At 64.6% G+C, this 22,361-nt stretch carries 25 protein-coding genes and 1 tRNA gene; 7 read left to right on the top strand and 19 right to left on the bottom strand.

Going from position 1 to position 22,361, the window contains the following annotated elements; all coding sequences use genetic code 11:
• Window positions 1–6 precede the first annotated feature (6 nt).
• From JEQ47_RS11355 to guaB, 7 genes are all read right to left on the bottom strand, one after another.
• Window positions 7–786, bottom strand: coding sequence for a tetratricopeptide repeat protein (locus tag JEQ47_RS11355; protein WP_198876507.1), 780 nt, complete (start codon window positions 784–786; stop codon window positions 7–9).
• A 198-nt stretch (window positions 787–984) separates the two neighbouring features.
• Window positions 985–2,556 (bottom strand): glutamine-hydrolyzing GMP synthase, encoded by a 1,572-nt coding sequence (gene guaA / locus JEQ47_RS11350; RefSeq protein ID WP_198876506.1) that lies wholly within the window; start codon window positions 2,554–2,556, stop codon window positions 985–987.
• 82 nt (window positions 2,557–2,638) lie between these two features.
• A complete protein-coding gene (locus tag JEQ47_RS11345) occupies window positions 2,639–3,121 on the bottom strand; it encodes a TspO/MBR family protein (RefSeq protein ID WP_198876505.1) in 483 nt (160 codons plus the stop codon).
• Between the two features lie 78 nt (window positions 3,122–3,199).
• Complete coding sequence (locus JEQ47_RS11340) at window positions 3,200–4,486, bottom strand: RsmB/NOP family class I SAM-dependent RNA methyltransferase (RefSeq protein ID WP_198876504.1); 1,287 nt, start codon at window positions 4,484–4,486, stop codon at window positions 3,200–3,202.
• A 3-nt stretch (window positions 4,487–4,489) separates the two neighbouring features.
• Window positions 4,490–4,924, bottom strand: coding sequence for an MAPEG family protein (locus tag JEQ47_RS11335; RefSeq protein WP_198876503.1), 435 nt, complete (start codon window positions 4,922–4,924; stop codon window positions 4,490–4,492).
• Between the two features lie 62 nt (window positions 4,925–4,986).
• Complete coding sequence (locus JEQ47_RS11330) at window positions 4,987–5,199, bottom strand: DUF2188 domain-containing protein (protein ID WP_198876502.1); 213 nt, start codon at window positions 5,197–5,199, stop codon at window positions 4,987–4,989.
• Between the two features lie 60 nt (window positions 5,200–5,259).
• The gene (guaB, locus tag JEQ47_RS11325) at window positions 5,260–6,762 is read right to left on the bottom strand and encodes an IMP dehydrogenase (protein WP_198876501.1); all 1,503 of its coding nucleotides are present in this window, start codon (window positions 6,760–6,762) and stop codon (window positions 5,260–5,262) included.
• Between the two features lie 165 nt (window positions 6,763–6,927).
• Between guaB and JEQ47_RS11320 the strand changes: the two genes are divergently transcribed.
• From JEQ47_RS11320 to JEQ47_RS11310, 3 genes are all read left to right on the top strand, one after another.
• Entirely contained in the window at window positions 6,928–7,455 is a 528-nt protein-coding gene (locus tag JEQ47_RS11320) for a hypothetical protein (RefSeq protein WP_198876500.1), read from the top strand.
• A 110-nt stretch (window positions 7,456–7,565) separates the two neighbouring features.
• Entirely contained in the window at window positions 7,566–8,978 is a 1,413-nt protein-coding gene (locus tag JEQ47_RS11315; protein ID WP_198876499.1) for an MFS transporter, read from the top strand.
• 2 nt (window positions 8,979–8,980) lie between these two features.
• Window positions 8,981–10,366, top strand: a complete 1,386-nt coding sequence (locus JEQ47_RS11310) for an MDR family MFS transporter (protein WP_198876498.1) — start codon at window positions 8,981–8,983, stop codon at window positions 10,364–10,366.
• A gap of 5 nt (window positions 10,367–10,371) precedes the next feature.
• Here JEQ47_RS11310 and JEQ47_RS11305 read toward each other — a convergent pair whose 3' ends face one another.
• Window positions 10,372–10,716 carry a winged helix-turn-helix transcriptional regulator gene (locus tag JEQ47_RS11305; protein ID WP_198876497.1) on the bottom strand — a complete coding sequence of 115 codons (345 nt, stop codon included), beginning with the start codon at window positions 10,714–10,716 and terminating at the stop codon, window positions 10,372–10,374.
• Window positions 10,717–10,820: 104 nt separating this feature from the next.
• Here JEQ47_RS11305 and JEQ47_RS11300 point away from each other — a divergent pair, with 104 nt between their 5' ends.
• The gene (locus tag JEQ47_RS11300) at window positions 10,821–11,534 is read left to right on the top strand and encodes a glutathione S-transferase family protein (protein WP_198876496.1); all 714 of its coding nucleotides are present in this window, start codon (window positions 10,821–10,823) and stop codon (window positions 11,532–11,534) included.
• A gap of 18 nt (window positions 11,535–11,552) precedes the next feature.
• On the opposite strand, the gene JEQ47_RS11295 is transcribed toward JEQ47_RS11300, so the two are convergent.
• From JEQ47_RS11295 to JEQ47_RS11285, 3 genes are read right to left on the bottom strand one after another with little or no spacing between them, the layout of a single operon-like run.
• Complete coding sequence (locus tag JEQ47_RS11295) at window positions 11,553–12,242, bottom strand: DUF4336 domain-containing protein (protein ID WP_198876495.1); 690 nt, start codon at window positions 12,240–12,242, stop codon at window positions 11,553–11,555.
• Between the two features lie 42 nt (window positions 12,243–12,284).
• Window positions 12,285–13,025 carry an RlmE family RNA methyltransferase gene (locus JEQ47_RS11290; protein WP_198876494.1) on the bottom strand — a complete coding sequence of 247 codons (741 nt, stop codon included), beginning with the start codon at window positions 13,023–13,025 and terminating at the stop codon, window positions 12,285–12,287.
• Window positions 13,015–14,199 (bottom strand): Ppx/GppA phosphatase family protein, encoded by a 1,185-nt coding sequence (locus JEQ47_RS11285; protein ID WP_328768815.1) that lies wholly within the window; start codon window positions 14,197–14,199, stop codon window positions 13,015–13,017. Before JEQ47_RS11285 ends, JEQ47_RS11290 begins: the two co-directional genes overlap by 11 nt.
• A gap of 360 nt (window positions 14,200–14,559) precedes the next feature.
• On the opposite strand from JEQ47_RS11285, the gene JEQ47_RS11280 reads away from it, so the two are divergent.
• Window positions 14,560–14,633 (top strand) — tRNA-Gln (locus JEQ47_RS11280).
• Between the two features lie 108 nt (window positions 14,634–14,741).
• On the opposite strand, the gene JEQ47_RS11275 is transcribed toward JEQ47_RS11280, so the two are convergent.
• The 7 genes from JEQ47_RS11275 to JEQ47_RS11245 all read right to left on the bottom strand — a co-directional run bounded on the left by JEQ47_RS11275 (window position 14,742) and on the right by JEQ47_RS11245 (window position 19,056).
• Entirely contained in the window at window positions 14,742–15,023 is a 282-nt protein-coding gene (locus JEQ47_RS11275) for a hypothetical protein (protein WP_198876493.1), read from the bottom strand.
• A gap of 232 nt (window positions 15,024–15,255) precedes the next feature.
• A complete protein-coding gene (locus JEQ47_RS11270) occupies window positions 15,256–15,840 on the bottom strand; it encodes a dihydrofolate reductase family protein (RefSeq protein ID WP_198876492.1) in 585 nt (194 codons plus the stop codon).
• 27 nt (window positions 15,841–15,867) lie between these two features.
• Window positions 15,868–16,602, bottom strand: a complete 735-nt coding sequence (locus tag JEQ47_RS11265; RefSeq protein WP_198876491.1) for a GDSL-type esterase/lipase family protein — start codon at window positions 16,600–16,602, stop codon at window positions 15,868–15,870.
• A 45-nt stretch (window positions 16,603–16,647) separates the two neighbouring features.
• Window positions 16,648–17,118, bottom strand: coding sequence for a DUF1579 domain-containing protein (locus tag JEQ47_RS11260; RefSeq protein WP_198876490.1), 471 nt, complete (start codon window positions 17,116–17,118; stop codon window positions 16,648–16,650).
• A 7-nt stretch (window positions 17,119–17,125) separates the two neighbouring features.
• Window positions 17,126–17,722 (bottom strand): dihydrofolate reductase family protein, encoded by a 597-nt coding sequence (locus tag JEQ47_RS11255; protein WP_198876489.1) that lies wholly within the window; start codon window positions 17,720–17,722, stop codon window positions 17,126–17,128.
• 21 nt (window positions 17,723–17,743) lie between these two features.
• Window positions 17,744–18,223 carry an anthrone oxygenase family protein gene (locus JEQ47_RS11250; RefSeq protein ID WP_198876488.1) on the bottom strand — a complete coding sequence of 160 codons (480 nt, stop codon included), beginning with the start codon at window positions 18,221–18,223 and terminating at the stop codon, window positions 17,744–17,746.
• On the bottom strand, window positions 18,223–19,056 hold the full coding sequence (locus JEQ47_RS11245) for an NmrA family NAD(P)-binding protein (protein ID WP_198876487.1): 834 nt from the start codon (window positions 19,054–19,056) through the stop codon (window positions 18,223–18,225). Before JEQ47_RS11245 ends, JEQ47_RS11250 begins: the two co-directional genes overlap by 1 nt.
• A gap of 141 nt (window positions 19,057–19,197) precedes the next feature.
• On the opposite strand from JEQ47_RS11245, the gene JEQ47_RS11240 reads away from it, so the two are divergent.
• Both JEQ47_RS11240 and JEQ47_RS11235 read left to right on the top strand, forming a co-directional pair.
• A complete protein-coding gene (locus tag JEQ47_RS11240; RefSeq protein WP_198876486.1) occupies window positions 19,198–20,139 on the top strand; it encodes a LysR family transcriptional regulator in 942 nt (313 codons plus the stop codon).
• Window positions 20,140–20,180: 41 nt separating this feature from the next.
• Window positions 20,181–20,876 (top strand): glutathione S-transferase family protein, encoded by a 696-nt coding sequence (locus tag JEQ47_RS11235; RefSeq protein ID WP_328768812.1) that lies wholly within the window; start codon window positions 20,181–20,183, stop codon window positions 20,874–20,876.
• Between the two features lie 15 nt (window positions 20,877–20,891).
• Here JEQ47_RS11235 and gabD read toward each other — a convergent pair whose 3' ends face one another.
• Window positions 20,892–22,352 carry an NADP-dependent succinate-semialdehyde dehydrogenase gene (gabD, locus tag JEQ47_RS11230; protein WP_198876485.1) on the bottom strand — a complete coding sequence of 487 codons (1,461 nt, stop codon included), beginning with the start codon at window positions 22,350–22,352 and terminating at the stop codon, window positions 20,892–20,894.
• Window positions 22,353–22,361 lie beyond the last annotated feature (9 nt).

The following is a 22,361-nucleotide window of genomic DNA, read 5'->3' as shown; positions in this document are numbered from 1 at the left end:
GGCCGGTTATTCGGCAGCGGGTTCTGCTGCCGGTTCGGCGGCAGGTTCGGTAGCCGGCTCAGCGGCGGCGTCGCCCTCGACGATGGCGTCAATAGCCTCGGCAGCGGCTTCGGCCGGCTCTGCGGCCACGGACACGCCCTGAGAGAGCATTTCGGCCAGGTAGTAGGCCATGCGATTGCGGACCGGTGACTGCGCCAGCGGATCGTTGAGCACGGCCTCGAAGCTGGCCTGGGCGGCGGCGAAATCGCCGGCCTTGAACTGGGCGAGGCCGAGCTGTTCGCGAGCGACGCGGCGCATCTGCGCATCATCGGTGGCGAGGGTGCCGACACGGGCCTCGACATCGGCCAGGGTGCCGCTGTCGACCAGGATATTGGCGGCCAGCAACATGGCCAGTTCGCGCAGGCGCGGATTGGACTGGCTGGAGGCCAGCGCATCGTAGGCGGCGACGGCGCCGGCCGTGTCGCCCTGCTCGGCCAGCAGCGCCGCACGGCGGAACTCGGCCAGAGCCGGATAACCACCCGAGCCACTGGCTGCGATGGTTTCGAGCTGTGCCTGAGCACCGGCCAGGTCGCCGCCTTCGGCTGCGTCCAGCGCGGAATAGAGCTGCTCGGAGGCCGCGGAAGACTGGCTCTTGGTGTACCAGGACCAGCCTTCATTGACCGCGACCAGGGCCACGATGGCGATGGCGCCACCGATGACGAACGGCGCAAACCGACGCCACAACGCCCGCATGCGATCGGTGCGCAGTTCCTCGTCGATTTCCTTGAAGATGTTCTCGTTGGACATGGCCGGCCTAGGGTCGAAAGAAGTTGAGCGGGACCATTATCACGCGGCCCCCGGAATGCAAACCGGCTCGCCTGAGCGAGCCGGGGAGTAAGGCAACGTGCGAGTGGCGAACCCGGGCCCTTCGAGCATAGCTCTCAGGCGTTCGAGGCTCAAATCGCTCCACCGGAGCGATTTGGCCGGCTTAGGGCCGGTCGCCTCTCACTCCCACTCAATCGTCCCGGGGGGCTTCGATGTCACGTCGTAGACCACGCGGTTGATACCGCGGACTTCGTTGATGATGCGGGTTGCCGTACGCCCAAGGAAGTTCATGTCGAACTGATAGAAATCGGCGGTCATGCCGTCGACCGAGGTGACGGCGCGCAGGGCGCAGACGAATTCGTAGGTGCGGCCATCGCCCATGACGCCGACGGTCTGGACCGGCAGCAGCACGGCGAAGGCCTGCCAGATCTTGTCGTACTGGCCAGACTTGCGGATTTCGTCGAGATAGATGGCGTCGGCCTGGCGTAGAATATCGAGCTTTTCGGGCGTGATGCCGCCCGGGCAGCGGATGGCGAGCCCGGGGCCCGGGAAGGGATGGCGGCCGATGAAGCTCTCGGGGATGCCCAGCTCGCGGCCGAGGGCCCGGACTTCGTCCTTGAAGAGCTCGCGCAGCGGCTCGACGAGCTTCATGTTCATGCGCTCGGGCAAGCCACCGACATTGTGATGGCTCTTGATGGTGACGGAGGGGCCGCCGGTGAAGGACACGCTTTCGATGACGTCGGGGTACAGCGTGCCTTGGGCAAGGAAATCGGCGCCGCCGAGCTTCTTGGCCTCGGCCTCGAAGACTTCGATGAAAAGGCGCCCGATGATCTTGCGCTTGGTTTCCGGATCGGACTGGCCTTCGAGCTCACCAAGGAAGAGCTTGGCCGCATCGACATGGACCAGCGGGATGTTGAACTGATCGCGGAACATGGTCACGACCTGTTCGCTCTCATTGAGGCGCATCAGGCCGTGATCGACATAGATGCAGGTGAGCTGGTCGCCGATAGCCTCGTGGATCAGCACGGCGGCCACGGATGAGTCGACGCCGCCAGAAAGACCGCAGATGACGCGGCCGGTACCGACCTGCTCGCGGATCTTCTCGATCATCTTCTGGCGATAGGCCGACATGGTCCAGTTGCTGGCAATGCCGCAGATATGGTGCACGAAATTGGCGTAGAGCTTGGCACCATCGGGCGTGTGCACGACTTCCGGATGGAACTGCACAGCCCAGATGCGGCGCGCCTCGTTGGCGATCATGGCGAAGGGAGCATTAGGCGAGGTGCCCACGACTTCAAAGCCTTCGGGCAGAGCGACGACACGGTCGCCATGGCTCATCCAGACCTGGTGGTCGGTGCCGACATCCCAGATGCCTTCGAACAGCGCGGCAGGCTTCTGCACCGTGACTTCGGCGCGGCCGAATTCGCGATGATGGCCGGCTTCCACCTTGCCGCCGAGCGCCATGCAGAGCGCCTGCTGGCCGTAGCAGATGCCGAGAATCGGAACATTGGCAGCAAGAATGGCCGGATCGATGGTCGGGGCATTCTCATCCAGCGTCGAAGCCGGGCTTCCCGACAGCACGACGCCCTTGGGGTTGAGCGCGACCATGGCGGCGCCCGCTGACTGGAACGGGTGGATTTCGCAATAGACGCCGGTTTCTCGGATGCGCCGCGCGATCAATTGCGTGACCTGCGAGCCGAAGTCGACGATCAGGATGGTGTCGTTGCGGGGGGCGGTGTCTGGGTGCTGCATGGCGAGGCTTTAGCCTCGCCACAGGATTAACGCAAGCACGGCCTTGAGGGGCTAGCCATGCAGATTTGCGGGGCCGGCGAGCCTAGTTGAGCAAGGCGATCGACAGGTTGAGGTAGGTGGCGAAGCTCACCCAGGCCAGGTAGGGCACGAAGAGCCATGCCGCGAGCGGATCGCGATGCCGCGCGGTCATGATGAACCCGACAATGCTGAGCCACATGGCGACGATGATCGCGAAAGCGAGCCAGGGCATGTTGGCACCGAACCAGACTGGCGACCAGGCCCAGTTGAGGAGCATCTGGGCGCCCCAGAACTTCATGGCGGTGGACTTCGGATCGTCCATCCAGATCCGCCAGCCGGCGATGGCGATCAGCACATAGAGGGTGAACCAGACCGGGCCAAACACCCAGTTGGGGGGATTGAGCGGTGGTTTCTGCAGGTCGGCGTACCAGGCGCCCGGCTGGGTCTGGGTGCCGATGAGGGCACCGACACCGACCACAAGGGCCAGGAAGACGGCGAGGATGATCCAGGATTGGGGGGTGCGGTATTCCGAGGTGGCGGCGGACATGACGTGTCTCCGGTTCAACAGCGTGTTGCATGGAGAACGTGAGGGGAGGCGGAGTGGTTCACCTTCGGGAGATGACGATCACACCTTTCGCAACAGGTGGCAGTAGAAGCCGTCCGTATTGGTGCGGCGCGGGGTGAGGCAGATGCCGCCGCCGGAGGTTACGAGGCCGGGAGGAATGTCGGTGATCAGCGCCTGGCGCCAGGCCTTGGCCATATCGATAGTTTCAAAGCCGGGGTTTGCCTTGAGGAAGGCGGCAATCTGGTCGTCGTTTTCTTCCGGCAGGATCGAGCAGGTAATGTAGACCAGCGTCCCGCCAGGCTTGAGATAGCGCGCGGCTTCGACCAGCAGAGCCGCCTGTTCGGACTGGCGCTGGGCCAGAAGCTCCGGCGTCAGCTTCCACTTGGTATCGGGACGGCGACGCCAGGTGCCGGTGCCGGTACAGGGCGCATCGACGACGACGCGGTCGAGTTTTCCAACGAGATCGTCGAGAGCGCCCGGATTGGGCGAGCGGACCTGGGCATTGCGAACGCCGTTGCGCTTGAGGCGATCATAAATGGGTGCGAGACGCGAGCGGTCGCTGTCATGGGCGAAGATCTGGCCCTTGTTGCCCATGGTGGCGGCGAGAGCGAGGGTCTTGCCCCCTGCCCCGGCGCAGAGATCGAGCACCTGCTCGCCCTCGCGGGCGCCGGCCAGCGCTGCGACGATCTGGCTGCCCTGGTCCTGCACCTCGAACCAGCCCTTCTGATAGCCCTCGTCGGTGGTGACGTTGGGGGTGCGCGCGTCGCGCGGGCCGGATGGCATGGTGATGCCGAAGGGGGCAATGGCGGCGGGCTGAGGCGAAAAGCGGGCCAGCGACTTCATGACCTTTTCGGGCGTGGCCTTGAGCGCGTTGACGCGCAAGTCGAGCGATGGGCGACCGGCCATGGCGCGACCCTCGGCAATCCAATCGGCGCCGAAGGCGCGCTCGAGCGAGGGCGCCAACCACTCGGGAAAGTCGGACTGAGCAATGGGGGATGCCGTGGAGAGATCGGCAGTCGCACCGGCAGCTTCGTCGTCGCTCAGGGCGGCGGGGGCGTGCGTGTCCGCGGCGAAGGCGGCATTGAGGCTTTCTGACGTCTCGCCCCAGTCGCGCATGGCGACGGCCAGCACCAGGGCGCGCGGGCTGTCGCTGCCCATGGCGGCAGCATGGGAGGTCCGGCGGCGCAGCGCGTCGTAGACCAGATTACCGATGGCCGCGCGATCGCCGGCCCCGGCGAAGCGGTTGTTGATGCCCCAGGCCTTGAGCGCTTCAGAAACGGGGCGATGCCGCGTTTCCACATCGGTCAGAACTTCAATGGCGGCGGCAAGTCGGCCGGGTAGGCGCATGGATCAGGCACTCGGAACGAGAAGGATACGAATGAGGAGCCATAGCCAGAATAGGGTCAGCACTGCAAGGCCGGCCGAATAGGCGGCGAACCGGCGCGGCACGTCGTTGGACGTGACGTGAATGGCGGCGTGGGCGATGCGCAGGGCCACGAAGAGCCAGGCGAGGAGAACATCGACCCAGGAGACAAATCCCAATTGCAGGAGCAGTAGCGCGCCGACGAAGAAGAGCACCGGCAACTGGAACTGGTTGTCGAAGCTGTTGGAGAGCAGCCGGGCCTTCAGGGGATAGCCGCTGCGCTCGACCGCGATGTCGGCCACCGGAATCTCGCCAGACATGACGCGCGGCACCCGCTCGCGGCCCATGAGGACGAGAATGGCAATGGCCAAAAAGACCTGGGCGCCAATGGCCAGGATCAGCAGCTTGTCGACAAGGGGCATGGCGGCTCCTGGCAGCAGAGAGGTTTCAAGCGCCAACGCCGCAGGGACGCCGTCGGGCTTCGTTAGTTGTCCTGGCCGGATCGCCAGACGGTCTCGGCCGTCGTTTCCGGGTCCTGCACAATGACCTCGGCGGCCGGATCGCCGGATTCCCTGGCGTCGTCTATGGCTGCCTGGATCGCGGCATCGCGGCTCTTGAACGGCGCTGACGTGGTCCCGCGATTGGCATGTTGCCAGGCTCCGTCGCGCAGGCTGACTATATAATGGCTTTCGCTCATTTGCTCCTCCACCAGCCCACAACGCCGGCCTGGGGCCGGACGTTGCAGGGGAGAAGTGCGTCAGCGACCGCTGCGATAATTCGGTGCTTCGCGGGTGATGGTCACGTCGTGGACATGGCTTTCGCTGAGGGCGGCGCCGGAAATCTTCACGAAAACCGAGTTGTCGCGGAAGTCGCTGAGCGTATGGGCGCCGGTATAGCCCATGGAAGCGCGCAGGCCGCCGGCCAACTGATGCAACACGGCGTTGACGGGACCCTTGTAGGGCACCTGACCTTCGATACCTTCCGGGACCAGCTTCATCTGGTCGCGCACATCCTGCTGGAAGTAGCGGTCGGCCGAGCCGGCGCCCATGGCACCAACCGAGCCCATGCCGCGATAGGACTTGTAGGAGCGGCCCTGATAGAGGAAGACCTCGCCCGGTGCTTCGTCCGTGCCGGCAAGCAGCGAGCCGACCATGACGCAGGAAGCGCCGCCCGCCAATGCCTTAGCCATGTCTCCTGAGAACTTGATTCCACCGTCGGCAATGACGGGCACACCGGACTTGGCGGCTTCTTCGGCGCAGCCCATGACGGCGGCAAGCTGGGGTACACCCACACCAGCGACGATGCGGGTGGTACAGATCGAGCCCGGACCGATGCCGACCTTGACCGCATCGGCCCCGGCATCAATCAGCGCGCGGGTGGCTTCGGCGGTCGCGACATTGCCGGCGACGATGCGCGTGGAATTGCTCTCGCGCTTGACGCGTTCGACGGCCTCGGCGACGCGCACCGAATGGCCATGGGCGGTGTCGATGACGAGGAGATCGACCCCGGCATCGATGAGGGCCAGGGAGCGCTCGAAGCCATTGTCGCCAACCGTCGACGCGGCGGCGACGCGGAGACGCCCCTGCTCGTCCTTGACGGCGTTGGGGTGGAGCTGGGCCTTTTCAATATCCTTGACGGTGATGAGGCCGATGCAGCGATAGTCCTCGTCCACCACCAGCAGCTTTTCGATGCGATGCTTGTGCAGCAGGACCTTGGCTTCGTCCTTGGAGACGCCATCGCGGACCGTCACGAGATTTTCGTGGGTCATCAGTTCGCGGATCGGCTGGGCCGGATGGGAAGCAAAGCGCACGTCGCGATTGGTGAGGATGCCCACCAGCTTGCCGATCGCGCGGCCGCCAGTGCCGCCATTCTCGACCACGGGGATGCCCGAAATGCGGCTGCGCTGCATGAGCTGCAACGCGTCGGCCAGAGTGGCGTCCGGGCCAATGGTGATCGGGTTGACCACCATGCCGCTTTCGAACGACTTGACCATGCGGACCTGCTCGGCCTGCTCGGCAGCAGTCAGGTTCTTGTGGATCACGCCCATGCCGCCGGCTTGCGCCATGGCGATAGCCATGTTGGCTTCGGTGACGGTGTCCATGGCCGAACTCAGGATCGGCAGATTGAGCGCTATGTCCTTGGTGACATAGGTGGAAATATCGGTTTCGGTGGGAAGGATGTCGGAGCGCGCCGGCTGCAGCAGCACGTCGTCGAAGGTGAGCGCCGCATCGCCAGTAATGGTGGTAATAATCTTCGCCAAGGCCAGACCCTTCCTGCCTTCTGATACAATCAGAGATGTTGGAGTGAGAGCCGGACAGGTGGACTCGCCGGGCTCAGGTTGGCGAGGGTCAATAGCACCCGCGTCGGCCTTTGCCTAGTGCCCGGAATTCCGGCATGATCTGCACGCAATGCAGGGGAGATGCAAATGCGCCTGAAGGGTTTTGTCGTCGGCATGATGGCTCTGTCGGCCGCCAGCGTGGTGGCCGCGGAGCTCAGCGATTTTCTGCCCGCCGAGGATGGCGCCACGGCCTGCTGGCAGCGCGTCTACGACGAAGCGCACCTGGCGTCCCACCCTGACCAGAAGGTCACCCAGATGACCCTGGCCATGGCCCACAAGCTGTTCGAGGGCGCCGACGAGGGCATGTATGTGTTCGGGCTCGACGCCACCCTGCGCGATGGGACGGATGGCACGACCAGCGGTGGATGCTCGGCCTATGAGGGCGAGGTGCGCTGCGGCGTCGATTGCGACGGGGGCGGACTGGCGCTGGAGCTGCGCGACGGCGGCTCGGTGCTCGCCGATCTCGAGGCCTATGGTTACATTCGCATGGAAAGCGAATGCGGCAGCGATGGCGAGGAAGCCAGCTTTCCGATCGAACCTGGCCTCGACGACAAGCAATTCCTGCTGCATGTGGCCGATGCGAAGGTCTGCAAGGCGCTGACGTCGCGTTGGTAACCGCACTTCCATACAAGATAGCGCATTTTACGACTAGGCGGACCCGGCTGGGCGGCCCATAGTGTCGGCGTCGCATTCGCGGCGTCCCCGATTCAACCGGTCATTCTCCCGTGATCCGCGTTACCCCGCTCATCCTGGCGGTCGCCCTGTTCATGGAACAGATGGATTCGACCGTCATCGCCACATCGCTGCCCGCCATCGCGGCCGACATCGGAACAGAACCGATCGCGCTGAAGCTCGCGCTTACGGCCTATTTCGTGGCGCTCGCCATTTTCATCCCGATCAGCGGCTGGATGGCGGACCGGTTCGGGGCCAAGAACATCTTTCGGCTGGCGATCTTCGTGTTCATGCTTGGATCGCTCGCCTGTTCCTTTGCCTTTTCGCTCGAAACCTTCGTGGCCTCACGCTTTTTCCAGGGCATCGGTTCGTCGATGATGACGCCGGTGGGGCGCCTCTTGCTGGTGCGCTCGACGCCGCGCAACGAGCTGGTGGCGGCCATGGCCTGGCTGACCATACCGGCCCTTGTGGCGCCGGTGACCGGGCCGCTGATTGGCGGGTTCCTCACGACCTATCTTTCCTGGCACTGGATCTTCTGGATCAACATCCCCATCGGCGTTGCCGGCATCATCCTGTCGAGCATCTATCTCAAGGTGCCGGACGAGCGGACGCCTCGGCCCGTGGACATTGTCGGCTTCTTCATCGCCGCGGTGGCCTTTTCCGGCTCGGTCTTCGGCCTTTCGGTCATCAGCCTGCCGGCGCTGCCAATCATTTATGGCTACCTGACACTGGCCGTGGGGGTGACAGCGGCGGTGCTCTACCTGCTGCATGCGCGGAAGACCAAGTATCCCCTGCTCGACCCCAAACTGTTCCGGCATCCGCTGTTCCGCGCATCGATCACCGGCGGCTCGTTTTTCCGCATCGGGGTCGGCGCCATGCCGTTCCTCTTGCCGCTGATGCTGCAGCTCGCCTTCGGCCTCAATCCATTCCAATCCGGCGCCATTACATTCATTGCCGCCATCGGCGCCATCATCAGCAAGTTCGTGGTCGAGAAGATCTTTGCCCGTTTCGGTTTTCCGCGCGTGCTGGGCTTTGCCGCGGTGTTCGGCGGGGCCCTGATCGCGGCGCAGGGGCTTTTTACGGCCACGACCCCTGCCCCGATCATGATGCTGGTGCTACTGGCCGGCGGCGTGCTGCGCTCGCTCTTTTTCACCGGCTCCAATGCCATCGGCTATGCCGACGTTTCCGACGAGGAAGCGAGCCAGGCGACCGCAATCGTGGCCGTGGCACAGCAACTGTCGGTGGCCTTTGGCGTTGCGGTGGCAGGGGCCATTCTTGAACTCTCCAGCGTCTTCAGCGGCGGCCACCTGACGCTGCTCAATTTTCAGATTGCCTTTTTCACCGTCGGGGGCATGAGCGCCCTTGCCGGAATCGTCTATTTCCGCCTGCCGCATGATGCGGGCAGCAATGTTTCCGGCCACAAGGCCATTGCCAGAAGTGAGCGGCCCGGTCCCGGGTCGAGCTGAACGTGTCGCGTACAATGCCTCTCATCCTCGCCACCGCACTGTTCATGGAGAACATGGACTCGACGGTGATCGCGACGTCGCTGGCCGCCATCGCCGCGGATATCGGCACTGACCCCATTTCGCTGAAGTTGGCGCTCACCGCCTACCTCGTGGCGCTGGCCATTTTCATCCCCATTTCGAGCTGGATGGCGGACCGGTTCGGCGCACGGCGCGTCTTCCGCGTGGCCATGCTGGTGTTCATGATCGGGTCGATCGCGTGTGCCTTTTCCGGGTCGCTAGCCCAATTCGTGGGCGCGCGCTTCGTCCAGGGCATGGGTGGCGCGATGATGGGACCCGTGGCGCGTCTCGTGCTGGTGCGGATGACGCCCCGGCACCAACTCGTGGATGCCATGGCCTGGCTGACCATTCCGGCTCTGATCGGCCCGATCGTCGGCCCGCCCTTCGGCGGGTTCCTGACCACCTATTTCTCCTGGCACTGGATCTTCATCATCAACGTGCCGATCGGCATTCTGGGGATCGTGCTGGTTGGCTTCGTGCTGCCCAACGACACCCGCAATCGGCCCCGCGACATCGACGGCAAGGGGTTCGTGCTGGCGGGCCTCGCCTTCGCCCTGTTCGCCTTCGGGTGTTCGGTGGTGAGCCTGCCCGCCCTGCCCCCCGTTATCGGCGTCGTCGCCGCCTCGGTCGGCATCGGGCTCGGATATTTCTACACCCGCCACGCGCTGGGCACCGAATATCCGCTGCTCGACCTCAGGCTGCTCAAGGTGCGCAACTTTCGCATCGCCATCGTTGCCGGCACGTTCTTCCGCCTCGGCCAGGGCGCGACGCCGTTCCTGTTTCCGCTGATGTTGCAACTAACCTTCGGGCTGTCGCCGTTCGAAAGCGGCATGGTGACCTTTGCCGGGGCCATAGGCGCGCTAGCGGCAAAATTCGTCGCCAACTGGTTCTTCGCCCATTGGGGCTTCAAGTATCCGCTGGTGGTTTCAACCGCTATCGGTGCTGCGGGCATCCTGGTCATGGGCTTTTATGACCCGTCGACGCCCATTCCGCTGATCCTTGCCGTCCTCGTATTCACCGGCTTCTGGCAATCAATGTTCTGGACCGGATCGAACGCCTTCACCTTCGCCGATATCGAGGACAAGGATGCCGGCCAGGCCAATGTGATGAGCCAGGTCTGGGGCCAGCTCATGTTTGCCATGGGCGTGGCGCTGGGCGGCGGCACGCTGGAGCTGGCGCACCGGCTGCGCGGCGGCGAAGAATTGGCGCTGGTGGACTTCCACATCGCCTTCTATGTGGTGGCCGCCGTGGGTTTCATCGCGACGCTGCTGTTTCTGCGGCTGCCCCGCAATGCCGGCCACCAGTTGCTGGCCGGTCCGGGCGTGCACTAGCCCGATCAGACCTCTGCGGTTGTGGCATGGCGGGCCCTGAGAGAGGCGCTCGCTTCCCACCAGTCCGCCAAGCCGTCGATCAGCGGCACCAACTGGGCGCCGGCGGGCGTCAGGTCGTATTCCACGCGCAGCGGATAGCCGGGAAAGGCCGTACGCGCCACGAGCCCGGCCTGTTCGAGCTTGCGCAATTCCAGCGACAGGATGCGGTGCGACAAGGTGGGATTATCGCGCTGCAGGTCGGAGAAGCGCCTCGTACCCTCCTTGAGGTAGTAAAGCAGCAGCGCGGGCCAGCGGCCGGACAGCACGCGCATGACGTCCTCGATCGGGCAATCGGATACGACGGTCTGCATCCTCGTCTCCTGGTTACAAAAATGTCCGTAATTTACTTAAGCATGGCGGGGGTTAGGTTCCACCCCGCTGCGCAGCGACACCTGGAAATCTCGAAGGATGAACAATGGAACCGATCCTTGTCTACGGCTACCCGGCCGGCAGCTCCATGGGGCTCATCGCGGCGCTCGAATGGCTCGGGCAGCCTTATCGGCTGTGCCGCGTCGACATGCTGGGCGAGATGCGCGATCCCAGTTATGCGCGCATCAATGGACGGCACGAAACGCCGGCTCTGATCACGGCCGATGGCCGCCCTGTTACCGAAACCATGGCGATTGCCGCCTGGCTCGCGGCGCGCGACGAGCACCACAAGATCAGCTTCGCGCCCAGAAGCGCCGAGGCCGATCGGATGTGGCAGATGCTGGGCTTTATCAATACCGGCTTTACAGGAGCGTTCAGCCCGCTCTGGACGGCGCTCGAAATGGACGAACCTGACCCGGCCACCATTTCGGTGTTGCAGCGAATCGGCAAGGCGGGAGTCGTCGAGCGGCATGACAAGCTGGAAGCCATGATCGGCGAGACGCCCTATCTTGCCGGCGACCATCCGAGCCTTGCCGATGCCGTGCTGATCGGGGTCGCCCGCTGGCTCGACTATCACGAGATCGACAAGCCAGGACGCTGGCCAAAACTGGCGACCATTCGCCTGCGGCTGGAGGCTGACCCGGCTGTGATTTTCGCCACGGCCGTCGAAGCCGGCGAGACGCCGGTGGGATCAGGCGCGATGCAGGGACATGTGGCGCTCGCGGATGTCATCGAGCGTTATGGTCGGAAGGCTGCCTAGGCGGTTTGCCTCCGCAGGCTAACGCAGCCAGGCAAAGGCACGTTGGAGGAAAGCGGGAGCATCCGCCGTCACCGGCGTGCCATGCGCCATCAGCACCCGCTCGGCTGGCCAGGCGATGATCTGTTCGATCGAGGCGCGCATGCCTGGCTTCCCGCCGAAGGCCATGCGGAACTTTCGCGGGACTGCCGGTTCCGGCTCGGTCATCAGATCGAGCCGGGCGATCACATTACGCCAGCCGGAATACCAGTCGCGCGGCAAGTTCTGAAGCAGGTCGGTGAACAGAACGGTGCCGCTCGGGCGGTGAAAGAAGACCAATTCGGTCATCACCGACGTTGCGGGCAGCAGCACTTGGTCTAGATCGACAGCCCAATCCTGGTGTGGCACCGCGCCGAGTTCGGCGTCAAAGCGAAGGTCCGGACGGGTGGCCTGCAATGCGGGGAGGCCAAAGATGAGCGCGCGCGGAAAGGCCGCCTGCCATTGGCCGAGGAAGGTATGATGCAAGGTGTTCGGGGCCACGATGATCTGCACAGGCCCCAGCGCTTCCACAGCGGCGCGCAAGGCGTCGCTCAGGGCAGTGGGCGACCAGACCAGCATACCGCCATCGGCGAGCCGGACGATCGCCATGCGCGTGGGATAGTGAAACCCCATGGCGCCCGTGACGCTGCCACCGTCGTGGACCCAGATGCCGGAACCGAATTGCTGGAGCATGCTGTGTTCCTGTTCGGGCGCGCGACTTTGGGGCAGCAAGGCTCAGGCTTCGCTGTCACCAGCCTCGTCATCGTCCGGCCGCGCCTTGAACCCCTTGGCCACGAGGTAAGCCTCCGCCGAATCCTTGCGGCTCGACGGCGGCTTGACGTGGAAGGTGGTGGCAAAATGGCGCTTGAGCATGTGCAGCAGCTCATGCTCGGTGCCGCCCTGAAAAACCTTGGCGACGAAGGCGCCACCCGGCGCCAGGACCTGAATCGCGAAATCGGCGGCGATCTCGATCAGATGGACGATGCGCAGGTGGTCGGTGGCGCGGTGACCGGTTGTGGGCCAGGCCATGTCGCTCATCACCAGGTCGACCTTGTGACCGCCCAGCGCCTCGATCAGCAGAGCCGGCGCGTCATCCTCGGTGAAATCCTTCTTGAACAGGATGACGCCGGGAATGGGGTCCATGTCGAGATAGTCGATGCCAACCACCAGCGGATTGGCATCGGTGGAGCCGACGGCGGCAGCGGCGACCTGCGACCACCCTCCGGGCGCCGCGCCGAGGTCGACGACCCGGCTGCCGCGCTTGAAGAACTTCTGCTTCTCGTTCATTTCCTTGATCTTGAAGGCCGCACGTGAGCGATAGCCTTCGGCGCGCGCGCGCGCCACATAGGGGTCGTTGAGCTGGCGCTCCAGCCATTTGGTCGAGGCGACCTTGCGGCCCTTGGCGGTCTTCACGCGGATCTTGAAATCCTTGTCGGACTTGCGGCCGCCCGTGCCCAGCGCCTTGTTATTGGCCATTGCCCTGCCTCCTCGGATAGCGGTTGGGGCGCTTCTGCGCGCGGTCGGCGTCCATCAGCGAAATCAGGATGCCTTCGCGCAGGCCCCGATCGGCGACGCGGACGCGTTCGGTGGGCCATTCGCGGCGGATGGCTTCGAAAATGGCGCAGCCGGGCAGAACGAGATCGGCGCGATCCTTGCCGATGCAAGGATGGGCCACCCGGCGCTCGAACGGCATGCCCAGCAGCGCGCGCATGGTCTCGTTGACCTCGTCGCGGCGCATCCAGAGGCCGTCGACCTTCTGCCGCTCATAACGCTCCAGCCCCAGATGCAGCCCCGCCAGAGTGGTCACCGTGCCCGACGTGCCGATCAGGTGGACCTTGTGAGTGCCGATCATCTGGCGCAGCTTTTCGCGGCCGCGGAATTGCCTGAGATGGGTCGAGACATGGGCGACCATGGCTTCGAAGACATCGGCCGTAACATCGACGCCGCCGAATTTTTCGGCAATGGAGACGACGCCCACCGGCATGGACTGCCAGGAGCGGATGGACGCCGACATGCGGCCCTGGGCGCGCGGCCGGCCACCGCGAAAATCGAGCCACGCCAATTCGGACGAGCCGCCTCCAATGTCGAACATCAGGGCGCCCTGGGCTTCGCCATCGATAAGGTCGGCGCAGCCGGTTACCGCCAGTTCCGCTTCGGTGCGGCGATCGACGATCTCGAGATCGAGCCCGACCTCGTTCTTGACCCGGGCGAGGAATGCCGGGCCATTCTCGGCGGCGCGGCAAGCCTCGGTGGCAATCAGGCGCATGCGCGTGGGCTGGTGGTCGCGCAGCTTGTTGCGGCATTGGCGCAGCGCTTCCATCGTGCGTTCCATGGCCGCGTCGCTGAGGCGCCCAGTGACGGAGACGCCCTCGCCCAGCCGGACGATGCGGGTAAATCCGTCGAGCACGCGAAAACCGCGATCATGCGGGCGGGCGATGAGTAGGCGGCAATTATTGGTCCCGAGGTCGAGCGCAGCATAGAGCGGTCCACGACCGCGGCGCGGATTGGGGGCGGCAGGCGTCCGCTGATCCGGCGCGTGGGCGGAAGGCGGCGAACCGCCCCGCTCCCTCCGGGCATGGCCGGAAGGCGCGCCGGCCCCTGCCTCGTCCACAAGGGCCGAGGCAGCGGCGGACCGAACAGAATCGGTCACTGAAGGCTCCTTCGTGCGCGGTCGCAGAAGACCGGGAAACCCGGCCGCGCCCGAACGCACGTCTATGTTGCGTTGTCGAAAGCGAGGGTAGAGCAAGGGGGCGCCGAGCGCAATGGACAGGATGGTCCCACAAGGACTTGCCGCCATGCGCGCCATGCAGGGGCATCTCCTTACGTCTGCGGCGCCAAGGGGGATGCCCCGTCGTCGACGCTCGGCGTAACGGGCAAGTGCAGTTTCCACAATTCCGCGCCCTGCCCGGCTGCAGACGCTTGCAATCTCATCGAGCTTTGTCTAATGAGACCCCGCGCCGCATTTGCGAGCCCTCACCGGCTCCCGCGCCGCCTGCCAGCAGGCACCTGCTGGGGAATAGTTCAATGGTAGAACAGCGGACTCTGACTCCGTCGATCTTGGTTCGAATCCAGGTTCCCCAGCCAAATCTTAATAAACCCTTTGCTCAGTGGATCACCGGCCGATTGGCGCGCGGCCTGGTGGCTGTAAGGAATCACGGGTAGGTCGCCTCACCGGGCTGGCAGTTCCGGGCGCTAGTTTCGTTTCAGGATGTGGCCCCATTGGTCTTTCCAGACGGTGACGTCGCCGGTGAGGCGGAGGGCGCGGCCGGATTGGAGGGAGAGGAAGAGGCCATAGGCCAGGGCGCTGTTAATGCTCATGGGCCCATCCGATGCCGGCCAGTCGTCCGCCACCATGTCGTCGTGAATTTCATGCGGCATTTCGAGGACGCCGTAGCGCTCGCCCTCCTCCCAGAGCATGCGAATGGCGATGCAATCCTGGCTGGGCCGGGTCTCGTACCTGAAATCTCCGATCATTTGTGCGCTCTCCCCTCGCCGGGGCAGCGTGCACCGCTTTTCCCACGGCGATATCCGGATCACTACTTATGCGACGCAGAGTCGCGACGCGTTGTGAGGATCAGACTTTCCAGCCGTGACACGGGATCGATGCCCCCAGCCTCGAACAAGTGCCGGCAGCTTGTGCGGCAATCCACCCAACTCCGAGCGACAAAAAAGGGAGAGCTATCGCCCTCCCCTCGCCCCCCAGCCCTTACCCATGCAGGGTGGGCCGGTAGATCAGCTCCTGGATGTGACCGTCATAGGTGCGGCTGCTGATGAGCTGCAGGTCGAAATCCTCGGCGCCGGCAAAGATGGGGAAAGTCCCCGTCCTGCCGCTGAGGGCCGGGAAGATGGTGAGCTGGATCTGGTCGACGAGACCGGCCTTGAGCAGCGACCGGTTCATCGACAGGCTGCCATGCGAGCGCAAGGGAACGTCGGACTTTGCCTTGAGCTCGGCGACGGCGGTGACCGCGTCGTCGGCCACGAGCGTCGCGTCGGGCCAATCGAGCTCACCATCGAAACCGCGCGAGATGACTGTGGTGCGCATGTTGCGCATGGCGGTGTTCACCGGATCGAGTTCGCGCAGCGCCCCGGTCCGCGGGCCCAGCATGGAGACGAAATCGCGGAACGTGTTGGCGCCGAGGACCATGATCTGGTCCTGCTGATAGATATCGAGGCGGCGCTTGAGGAATTCCGGCCCCTCCTTGCCCCAGTAGCCTCCCCAATCACCTGCCTCGCCGTAAGAACCGAAGCCGTCGAGGGTCGAGTAAACATCAAAGGTATAGCTTGCGGGCATATGCCCCTCCCAGGTGTTGAGCACCGGTCATTCGGCGTCGAGAAGATCTTTCACGGGCGCAGCGATGGCGGCCGCAAGGGCGGCATGATCATCGAGGTCGAAATGTATGCCATCTTCCGTATCGGTGGCGACCACGGAGCCGGCATCAAAGAAGCCGACGCCGAGGCGCTCAGCCACTTCGGCATAGGCCTCGGGAAAACCCTGCGATTTCTCGACGCCGCCTTCGAAATAGCTGGCAAAGGGCGTCCCTTCGATGGTCTCATCGATGGCCGGTGGAGCGACAACGAGAATGCGCGGCGCCGGCTCATTGGTGCCCGGGGGCCGGGTCTCCTGCGCGAGCGTGACGAGGTGTTCCACCCCAAGGGCGATGTCCTCGATCGAGCGATCATGGGCCGCAAAGAGATCATTGGTGCCCAGCATGATGACCAGGACATCGATCGGCCGGTGCGAGGCCAGCACCGAGGGGAGCATTTCGGCGCCGCTATAGCGATAGACCCCGCCGGGATCGGAGTCGAAATCCGTGGTGCGGCCGCCGAGCCCTTCGGCGATCACGTCCACATCCGCCGGGAGCAGCGTGTCGAGAATATAAGGCCAGGTGCTTTCGGCCGGATAGCGATGGCCGGGCGTGGTTGCGGAGGGAATGGCGCCCCAGGTGTTGGAGTCGCCAAAAACGAGCACGCGCTGGGAAAGTTCTTCGGCGGCGACGGCGGGAGACAACATGGCCGCAGAGAGCGCGGCAATGGCAAGACGTTCAATTTTCATCGTTCAACTTTCTGTTTCTGGCGCGGCAAAGGGCTGGCCGGCGCGTTATTCAATGCGTTTGAAATCCATCAGCCAGTTGACCTCCCAGGTGGCGGCCCGGTCGGTTGAGAAGGCCTGTTCCCAGCGCGCCGTGGTGCCGGTGATCTCGGACCATTGGAAGCGGACGAGAATAGGCGTGCCGTCCCACGCGTCTTCGCTGGTGAAGGTGCCGACGCCGTTGTGGAAGGAGCCGCGCACCGGGGTGTCGAGGCGATCGGGCACACGGGAATCGAGCCACCAGATCGCCCAGAGCCCGGTCTCGGGATCCTGTGTACGCAAGCCGACACCGCGATAGCGCCCCTCGGGAGCGTCAAAGACATTGTCATCGACATTGCCGGCACCTCCCAAGATCGGCCAGTTGGTGCAGGTGCCGTCGAACTCATACCAGTCGGTGCTGCCGATGAGGCGCTGCCGGAGCTTTCGGTGGCGGACCGCCCATCGCCCGACGAGCCAGTCCCAGTCGTGTGGATCGCGCATGGTCCGCTCAATCGTTGAGGATGTTGTAGGTGATGTGGGTGGCGTGGCGCGTAGCCCGGGCGGACACCTGCTCGAGCCACAGGTGGTCGAGATCGGTGAAGAGATTTTCGCCGGCGCCGAGCACGACCGGCGCGACATGGACGACAAGCTGATCAACGACGCCCGAGGTAAGGGCCTGGCGCGCCACGTCGGCGCCACCCGCTATGCCGACGCTGCCACTTCCCGCAGCCTTGGTCGCAAGCCGCAAAGCGGCCTCGAAGCCCTCGGTCAGGAAGGTGAAGGTGGTCTTGCCCTTGACCAGCGGTTCGCGCGCGTGGTGGGTCAAGACGAATACCGGCGCGGCATAGGGCGGCTCATCGCCCCACCAGCCTTGCCAGTCGCCATGCCACGGCCCGCGAATGGGCCCGAACATGTTGCGGCCCATGACGTAGGCACTGTGCGAATTCAGCGCGGCGAGTTCGTCGGCATTGTTCTCGGCATCCTCGAACATCCAGCGATGCAGGCGCTCATCGACCCGCTCGCCAAAGGGAAAGGCTTCGCTCTGGTTTGGACCGGCCACGAAGCCGTCCAGCGATATGGCCATGTTGCATACGATTTTCGTCATCGGGTGTTCCTTTGCCCAGGCTCAGGAGCAGCACGGCTTGCAGGCCGTCAGGGCGTATAAGAAGAGAGATGCAGCGAGCACGCTCGCCACGGTTCGCACGTGGTTCCAGCCCGTCCATTCCCGCAGGTAGACTGGCCAGATGGTCGCGAGCGGCGTGTCCGCCAGGCGGTTGTTGAGCGGCACGTTGAACAGGACAGTACAGCCGAACATGCCGAGCAGGTAGACCACGGCCCCTGCCAACATCGCCCAGCCAGCCGGCGTTCCGAGCTGGAACAGGCTGGCGACCCCGATGGCGAGGCTCGCCAGGGTGGTGCCGAAGAACAGCGGCATGAATGCCGAGCGCAGGATGACTTCATCAATGCTGCGCATGGCTTCGGCGCCGGCCAGACCCCGCTGGGCCAACGCCGTCATGATGAATGTCGAGAAGGCGAAATAGACGCCGCTGATGACGGCGCAACCGAGGGCGCCCAAGCCGAGGAGTACCAGTTGGAACAAAGCCATCAGGCCACCTTGCTCGCCGGCCAGGCACCGGCACGCGCAGCCGCCTCGGCATAGTCGCGGAAGCTTCGTGCCGGACGTCCCAGCGCCCGTTCGATCCCATCAGCCGTGCTCATATTGCGGCCATCGAGCACTTCCTCGATGAGGTAACCGAGCAGGCCGACATAGACTTCGGGGACCTGTGCCTGGCGCAGGGCCGCCAGGTAATCCGGGATCGAGACGGGAACCGTCTCCAGAGAGCGACCGGTTGCGGCGCCGATCGTCTCCAATGCCTGCCGAAAGGTCAGAAGTTCAGGGCCGGTCACCTCGTAAAGCTGCCCGATGTGGTGCGGGTCGAGGAATGCGTTGGCCACAACATCGGCAATGTCGTCGGCATCGACAAAGGGCTCCGGCGTATCGAGGCGCGGGAAATGCACCCTGCCACCCAGGACCTCGTCCACGAAAAAGCCTTCGCTGAAATTCTGGCAGAACCAACTGGCGCGCACGATGGTCCAGTCGGCACCCGAGGCCTTGAGCACCTCTTCTGCGGCCACGGCTTCCGCTTCGCCACGACCGGACAGCATCACAAGTCGCCTGGCACCCGCCCGTAGCGCGACATCGATGAAGGCGGCGACATCATCGACCGCCCCTGGCAGGGCGATATCCGGCGCATAAGCGATATAGGCTGCCGACGAACCGGCGAGGGCATCCTGCCAGCCGGCCTGATCTGTCCAGTCGAAGGTTGGCGATGTGTTGCGCGACAGGGGCCGAACCATCCGTCCGGCGGCGCGGAGGCGCTCGGCGACGCGCCGGCCGGTCTTACCGGACGCCCCGGTGATTGAAATCAGGTCTGACATTGCAAATCCTTTCCGCGTCGAAAAATCGAACGCGTGCATTCGGGCAGGCAACTGGCCTGCCCTCAGTCCTCGCGAACCTAGTTCGTTGCGCTTTTGATAAGGAGGTGGAAAAACAGTAAGCCAACATTCCGGAAAACGAAATTGACCGATCGCCTCGCGGAACTCGAAGTCCTGCTCGCCATCTGCGATACCGGCAGCCTCAGTGCCGCTGCCAGACACCTGCGCCGCTCGCCGCCCACCATCACGCGCATACTGGCGGACCTCGAGGCGCGCGTTGGCGCGCCGCTGGTGGAGCGGTCGTCGCGGCGCTGCCAGCCGACCGATGCCGGGCGCCAACTCGTCGAGCAGAGCCGCAACATCCTCATCGGCTACCAGGAAGCGGTCTCGGAAGTGGCCGGGCGCGTGGCCGACCCCAGGGGCAAGGTGCGGATCACCGCGCCGCTGTTTTTCGGGCGCGACCATGTGGCGCCCCATATCGGCGCGTTTCTCGACCTCTATGAGGGCCTGTCGGTGGAGCTTAGCCTTTCCGACCAGCTCGTCGACCTACAGGATGATACGGCAGACTTGGCGGTGCGGGTTGGTACGATCGCGGACCAGACTCTCACGCGCCGGGTGGTCGGGACGGTGCGGCGCGTCAATGTCGCCAGCCCGGAGTATCTGCAGGCGCATGGCACGCCGGCCCACCCCGAGGCGCTGGCGGGACACCGGTTGATCGAACACGCAAGAATGGGTGCGGCCACGGCCTGGAAGTTCGTCGAACACGGCAAGCCGCTGAGCCTCGATCTCCCAGCGCGCTTTTCAGTCGACCACCCCGACGTGGCGCTATCGGCGGCGCGTTCGGGACAGGGTATCGTGACGGTATTATCCTACCAGGCGGCGCTCGATGTGGCGGCCGGCAGGCTGGTGCACGTCCTCACTGATTTCGAGCCAGAGCCGCTACCGGTTTCGCTGGCCTGGGTGGGCCGGAAATCCCGCCTGCGCCGCATCCGCATCGCCATCGACTTCCTGGCCGAGCGGCTGGCGCAATCGCTCGCAGAGGTGCCGGAGGGCTCCACGGCAGCGGCGACGGCGTTGCGCGGCTGAGGCCGGCCGCGATATGTCTCATCACGGAAGGGAGACCCCACGTGAAGCTCTATGTCGCCAACAAGAACTATTCATCCTGGTCGCTGCGCCCCTGGATCCTGATGAAACAGGCCGGGATCGCCTTCGAGGAACAGGTGGTCTTCTACAAGGCGTCTCTGCAGGGGCGGCACTTTGCCGGGCTCAGCCCAACCGGGCAGCTTCCGCTGCTCGTGGATGGCGATGTCCAGGTATGGGATTCCCAGGCGATCACGGAATACCTCGCCGAGACATTCGACCATATCTGGCCTCAGGATCGCATCCGTCGGGCATGGGCGCGCAGCGCCGCTGCCGAGATGCATTCCGGCTTCACTGCACTGCGCAGCGTCTATGGCATGAATTGCGGCCTGCGTGTCGCCTTGCGCGCACCCCACGCGGCGGCTGACGCTGACTGGCGCCGGATCGAAGCCATCATCGGCGAAGGTATTGACCGCTTCGGCGGCCCGTTCCTGGCCGGGGACACATTCACCGCCGTAGACGCATTCTATTGCCCGATCGCCTTCCGGGTCCAGACCTATGGCGTGACACTGTCCAACCCAGTGGCGAGCCGATACCTGACGGCCCTGCTGGCCCTTCCCGCCATGCAGCACTGGCATGCCGCGGCACTCGATGAACGCTCCCGGCACGACGAGTACGATGCCGAGGCGCTGAAATTCGGCGACATCACCGCCGACCTGAGAGCACCTGTCGAGGCTCACTGACATCGCGGATCCTGGTCAGCCAGGACTCCCGAGGCCGAGGCAGACATATTTGATCTCGACGAAATCCTCGATGCCGTAGCGCGATCCTTCGCGGCCGAGGCCGGATGACTTCATGCCTCCAAAGGGCGCCTCGGCGGTGGAGACCAGGCCGGTATTGACCCCGACCATGCCGTATTCAAGCGCCTCGGCCACCCGCCAGACGCGGCTCAGGTCACGCGCGTAGAAATAGGAGGCGAGGCCGAATTCGGTATCGTTGGCCTGGGCGATCACATCGGCTTCGTCGGTGAAGCGGAAAAGCGGCGCCAGTGGCCCAAAGGTTTCTTCCCTGGCGACGGCCATGTCCGAAGTCACGTCGGCCAGTACGGTGGCTTCGTAGAAGGTGCCCCCCAGAGCGTGCGGCTTGCCGCCACGCAACACCTTGGCCCCCTTGCCCAAGGCATCGGCGACGTGCTCCTCGACCTTATCGAGGGCGGCCTTGTCGATCAGCGGCCCGAGCATGACACCTTCGTCAAAGCCGTTGCCGGTCCTTAGCGTGCCGACGGCCCTGGCGAGCTTTTCGGCAAAGGCGTCGTAGATACCGTCCTGCACATAGATGCGGTTGGCGCAGACACAGGTCTGGCCGTTGTTGCGGAATTTGGCGATCAGCGCGCCATCAACCGCCGCATCGACATCGGCGTCGTCAAACACGATGAAGGGTGCGTTGCCGCCCAGTTCTAGGCCGAGCTTCTTGATGGTCGGCGCGCTCTGCTTGTAAAGCTCGGCGCCCACTTCGGTGGAGCCGGTGAAGGTCAACTTGCGCACAGTGGGGCTCGCCGTCATTTCGGCGCCGATCTCACGGGCGGAGCCGGTGACGACGCTGAAGAGGCCCTTGGGCAGCCCAGCGCGCTCGGCCAGCACCGCCAGCGCAATGGCCGAGAACGGCGTCTGCGAGGCTGGCTTGAGCACCATGGCGCAACCGGCTGCCAGGGCCGGACCGGCCTTGCGGGTGATCATGGCATTGGGAAAGTTCCAGGGCGTGATTGCGGCCACGACGCCGATGGGCTGCTTCATCACCATGATGCGCGCATCCGACCGATGGCCGGGCACGAGATCGCCATAGACGCGGCGCGCCTCCTCGGCGAACCATTCGATGAAGCTGGCGCCATAGGCGATTTCGCCGATGGCCTCCTTGAGCGGCTTGCCCTGCTCGAGGGTGAGAATGGCCCCCAGGTCCGTCTGGTTTTCCATCATCAGCTCGAACCAGCGCCGAAGGATATTCGAGCGCTCCTTGGCGGTGCGAGCCGCCCACGCCTTCTGAGTTATACGGGCAGCTTCGATGGCTTCGCGCGTCTCTGCCGCGCCGAGCTTGGGTACATGGCCGATGATTTCGCCGGTCGCCGGATTGGTCACGGCAATACCAGTGGCGGGATCGGCGTCGATCCAGCGGTCGCCGACAAGGGCGCTCTGGCGCAAGAGGGTCGGATCGGTGAGCTGCATGTCCCTGCT

This window comes from Devosia sediminis (genome assembly GCF_016411825.1).
Lineage (GTDB): Bacteria > Pseudomonadota > Alphaproteobacteria > Rhizobiales > Devosiaceae > Devosia > Devosia sediminis.
The sequence above is the reverse complement of the archived record's forward strand: the minus strand, read 5'-3'. Positions and strand labels throughout refer to the sequence as shown.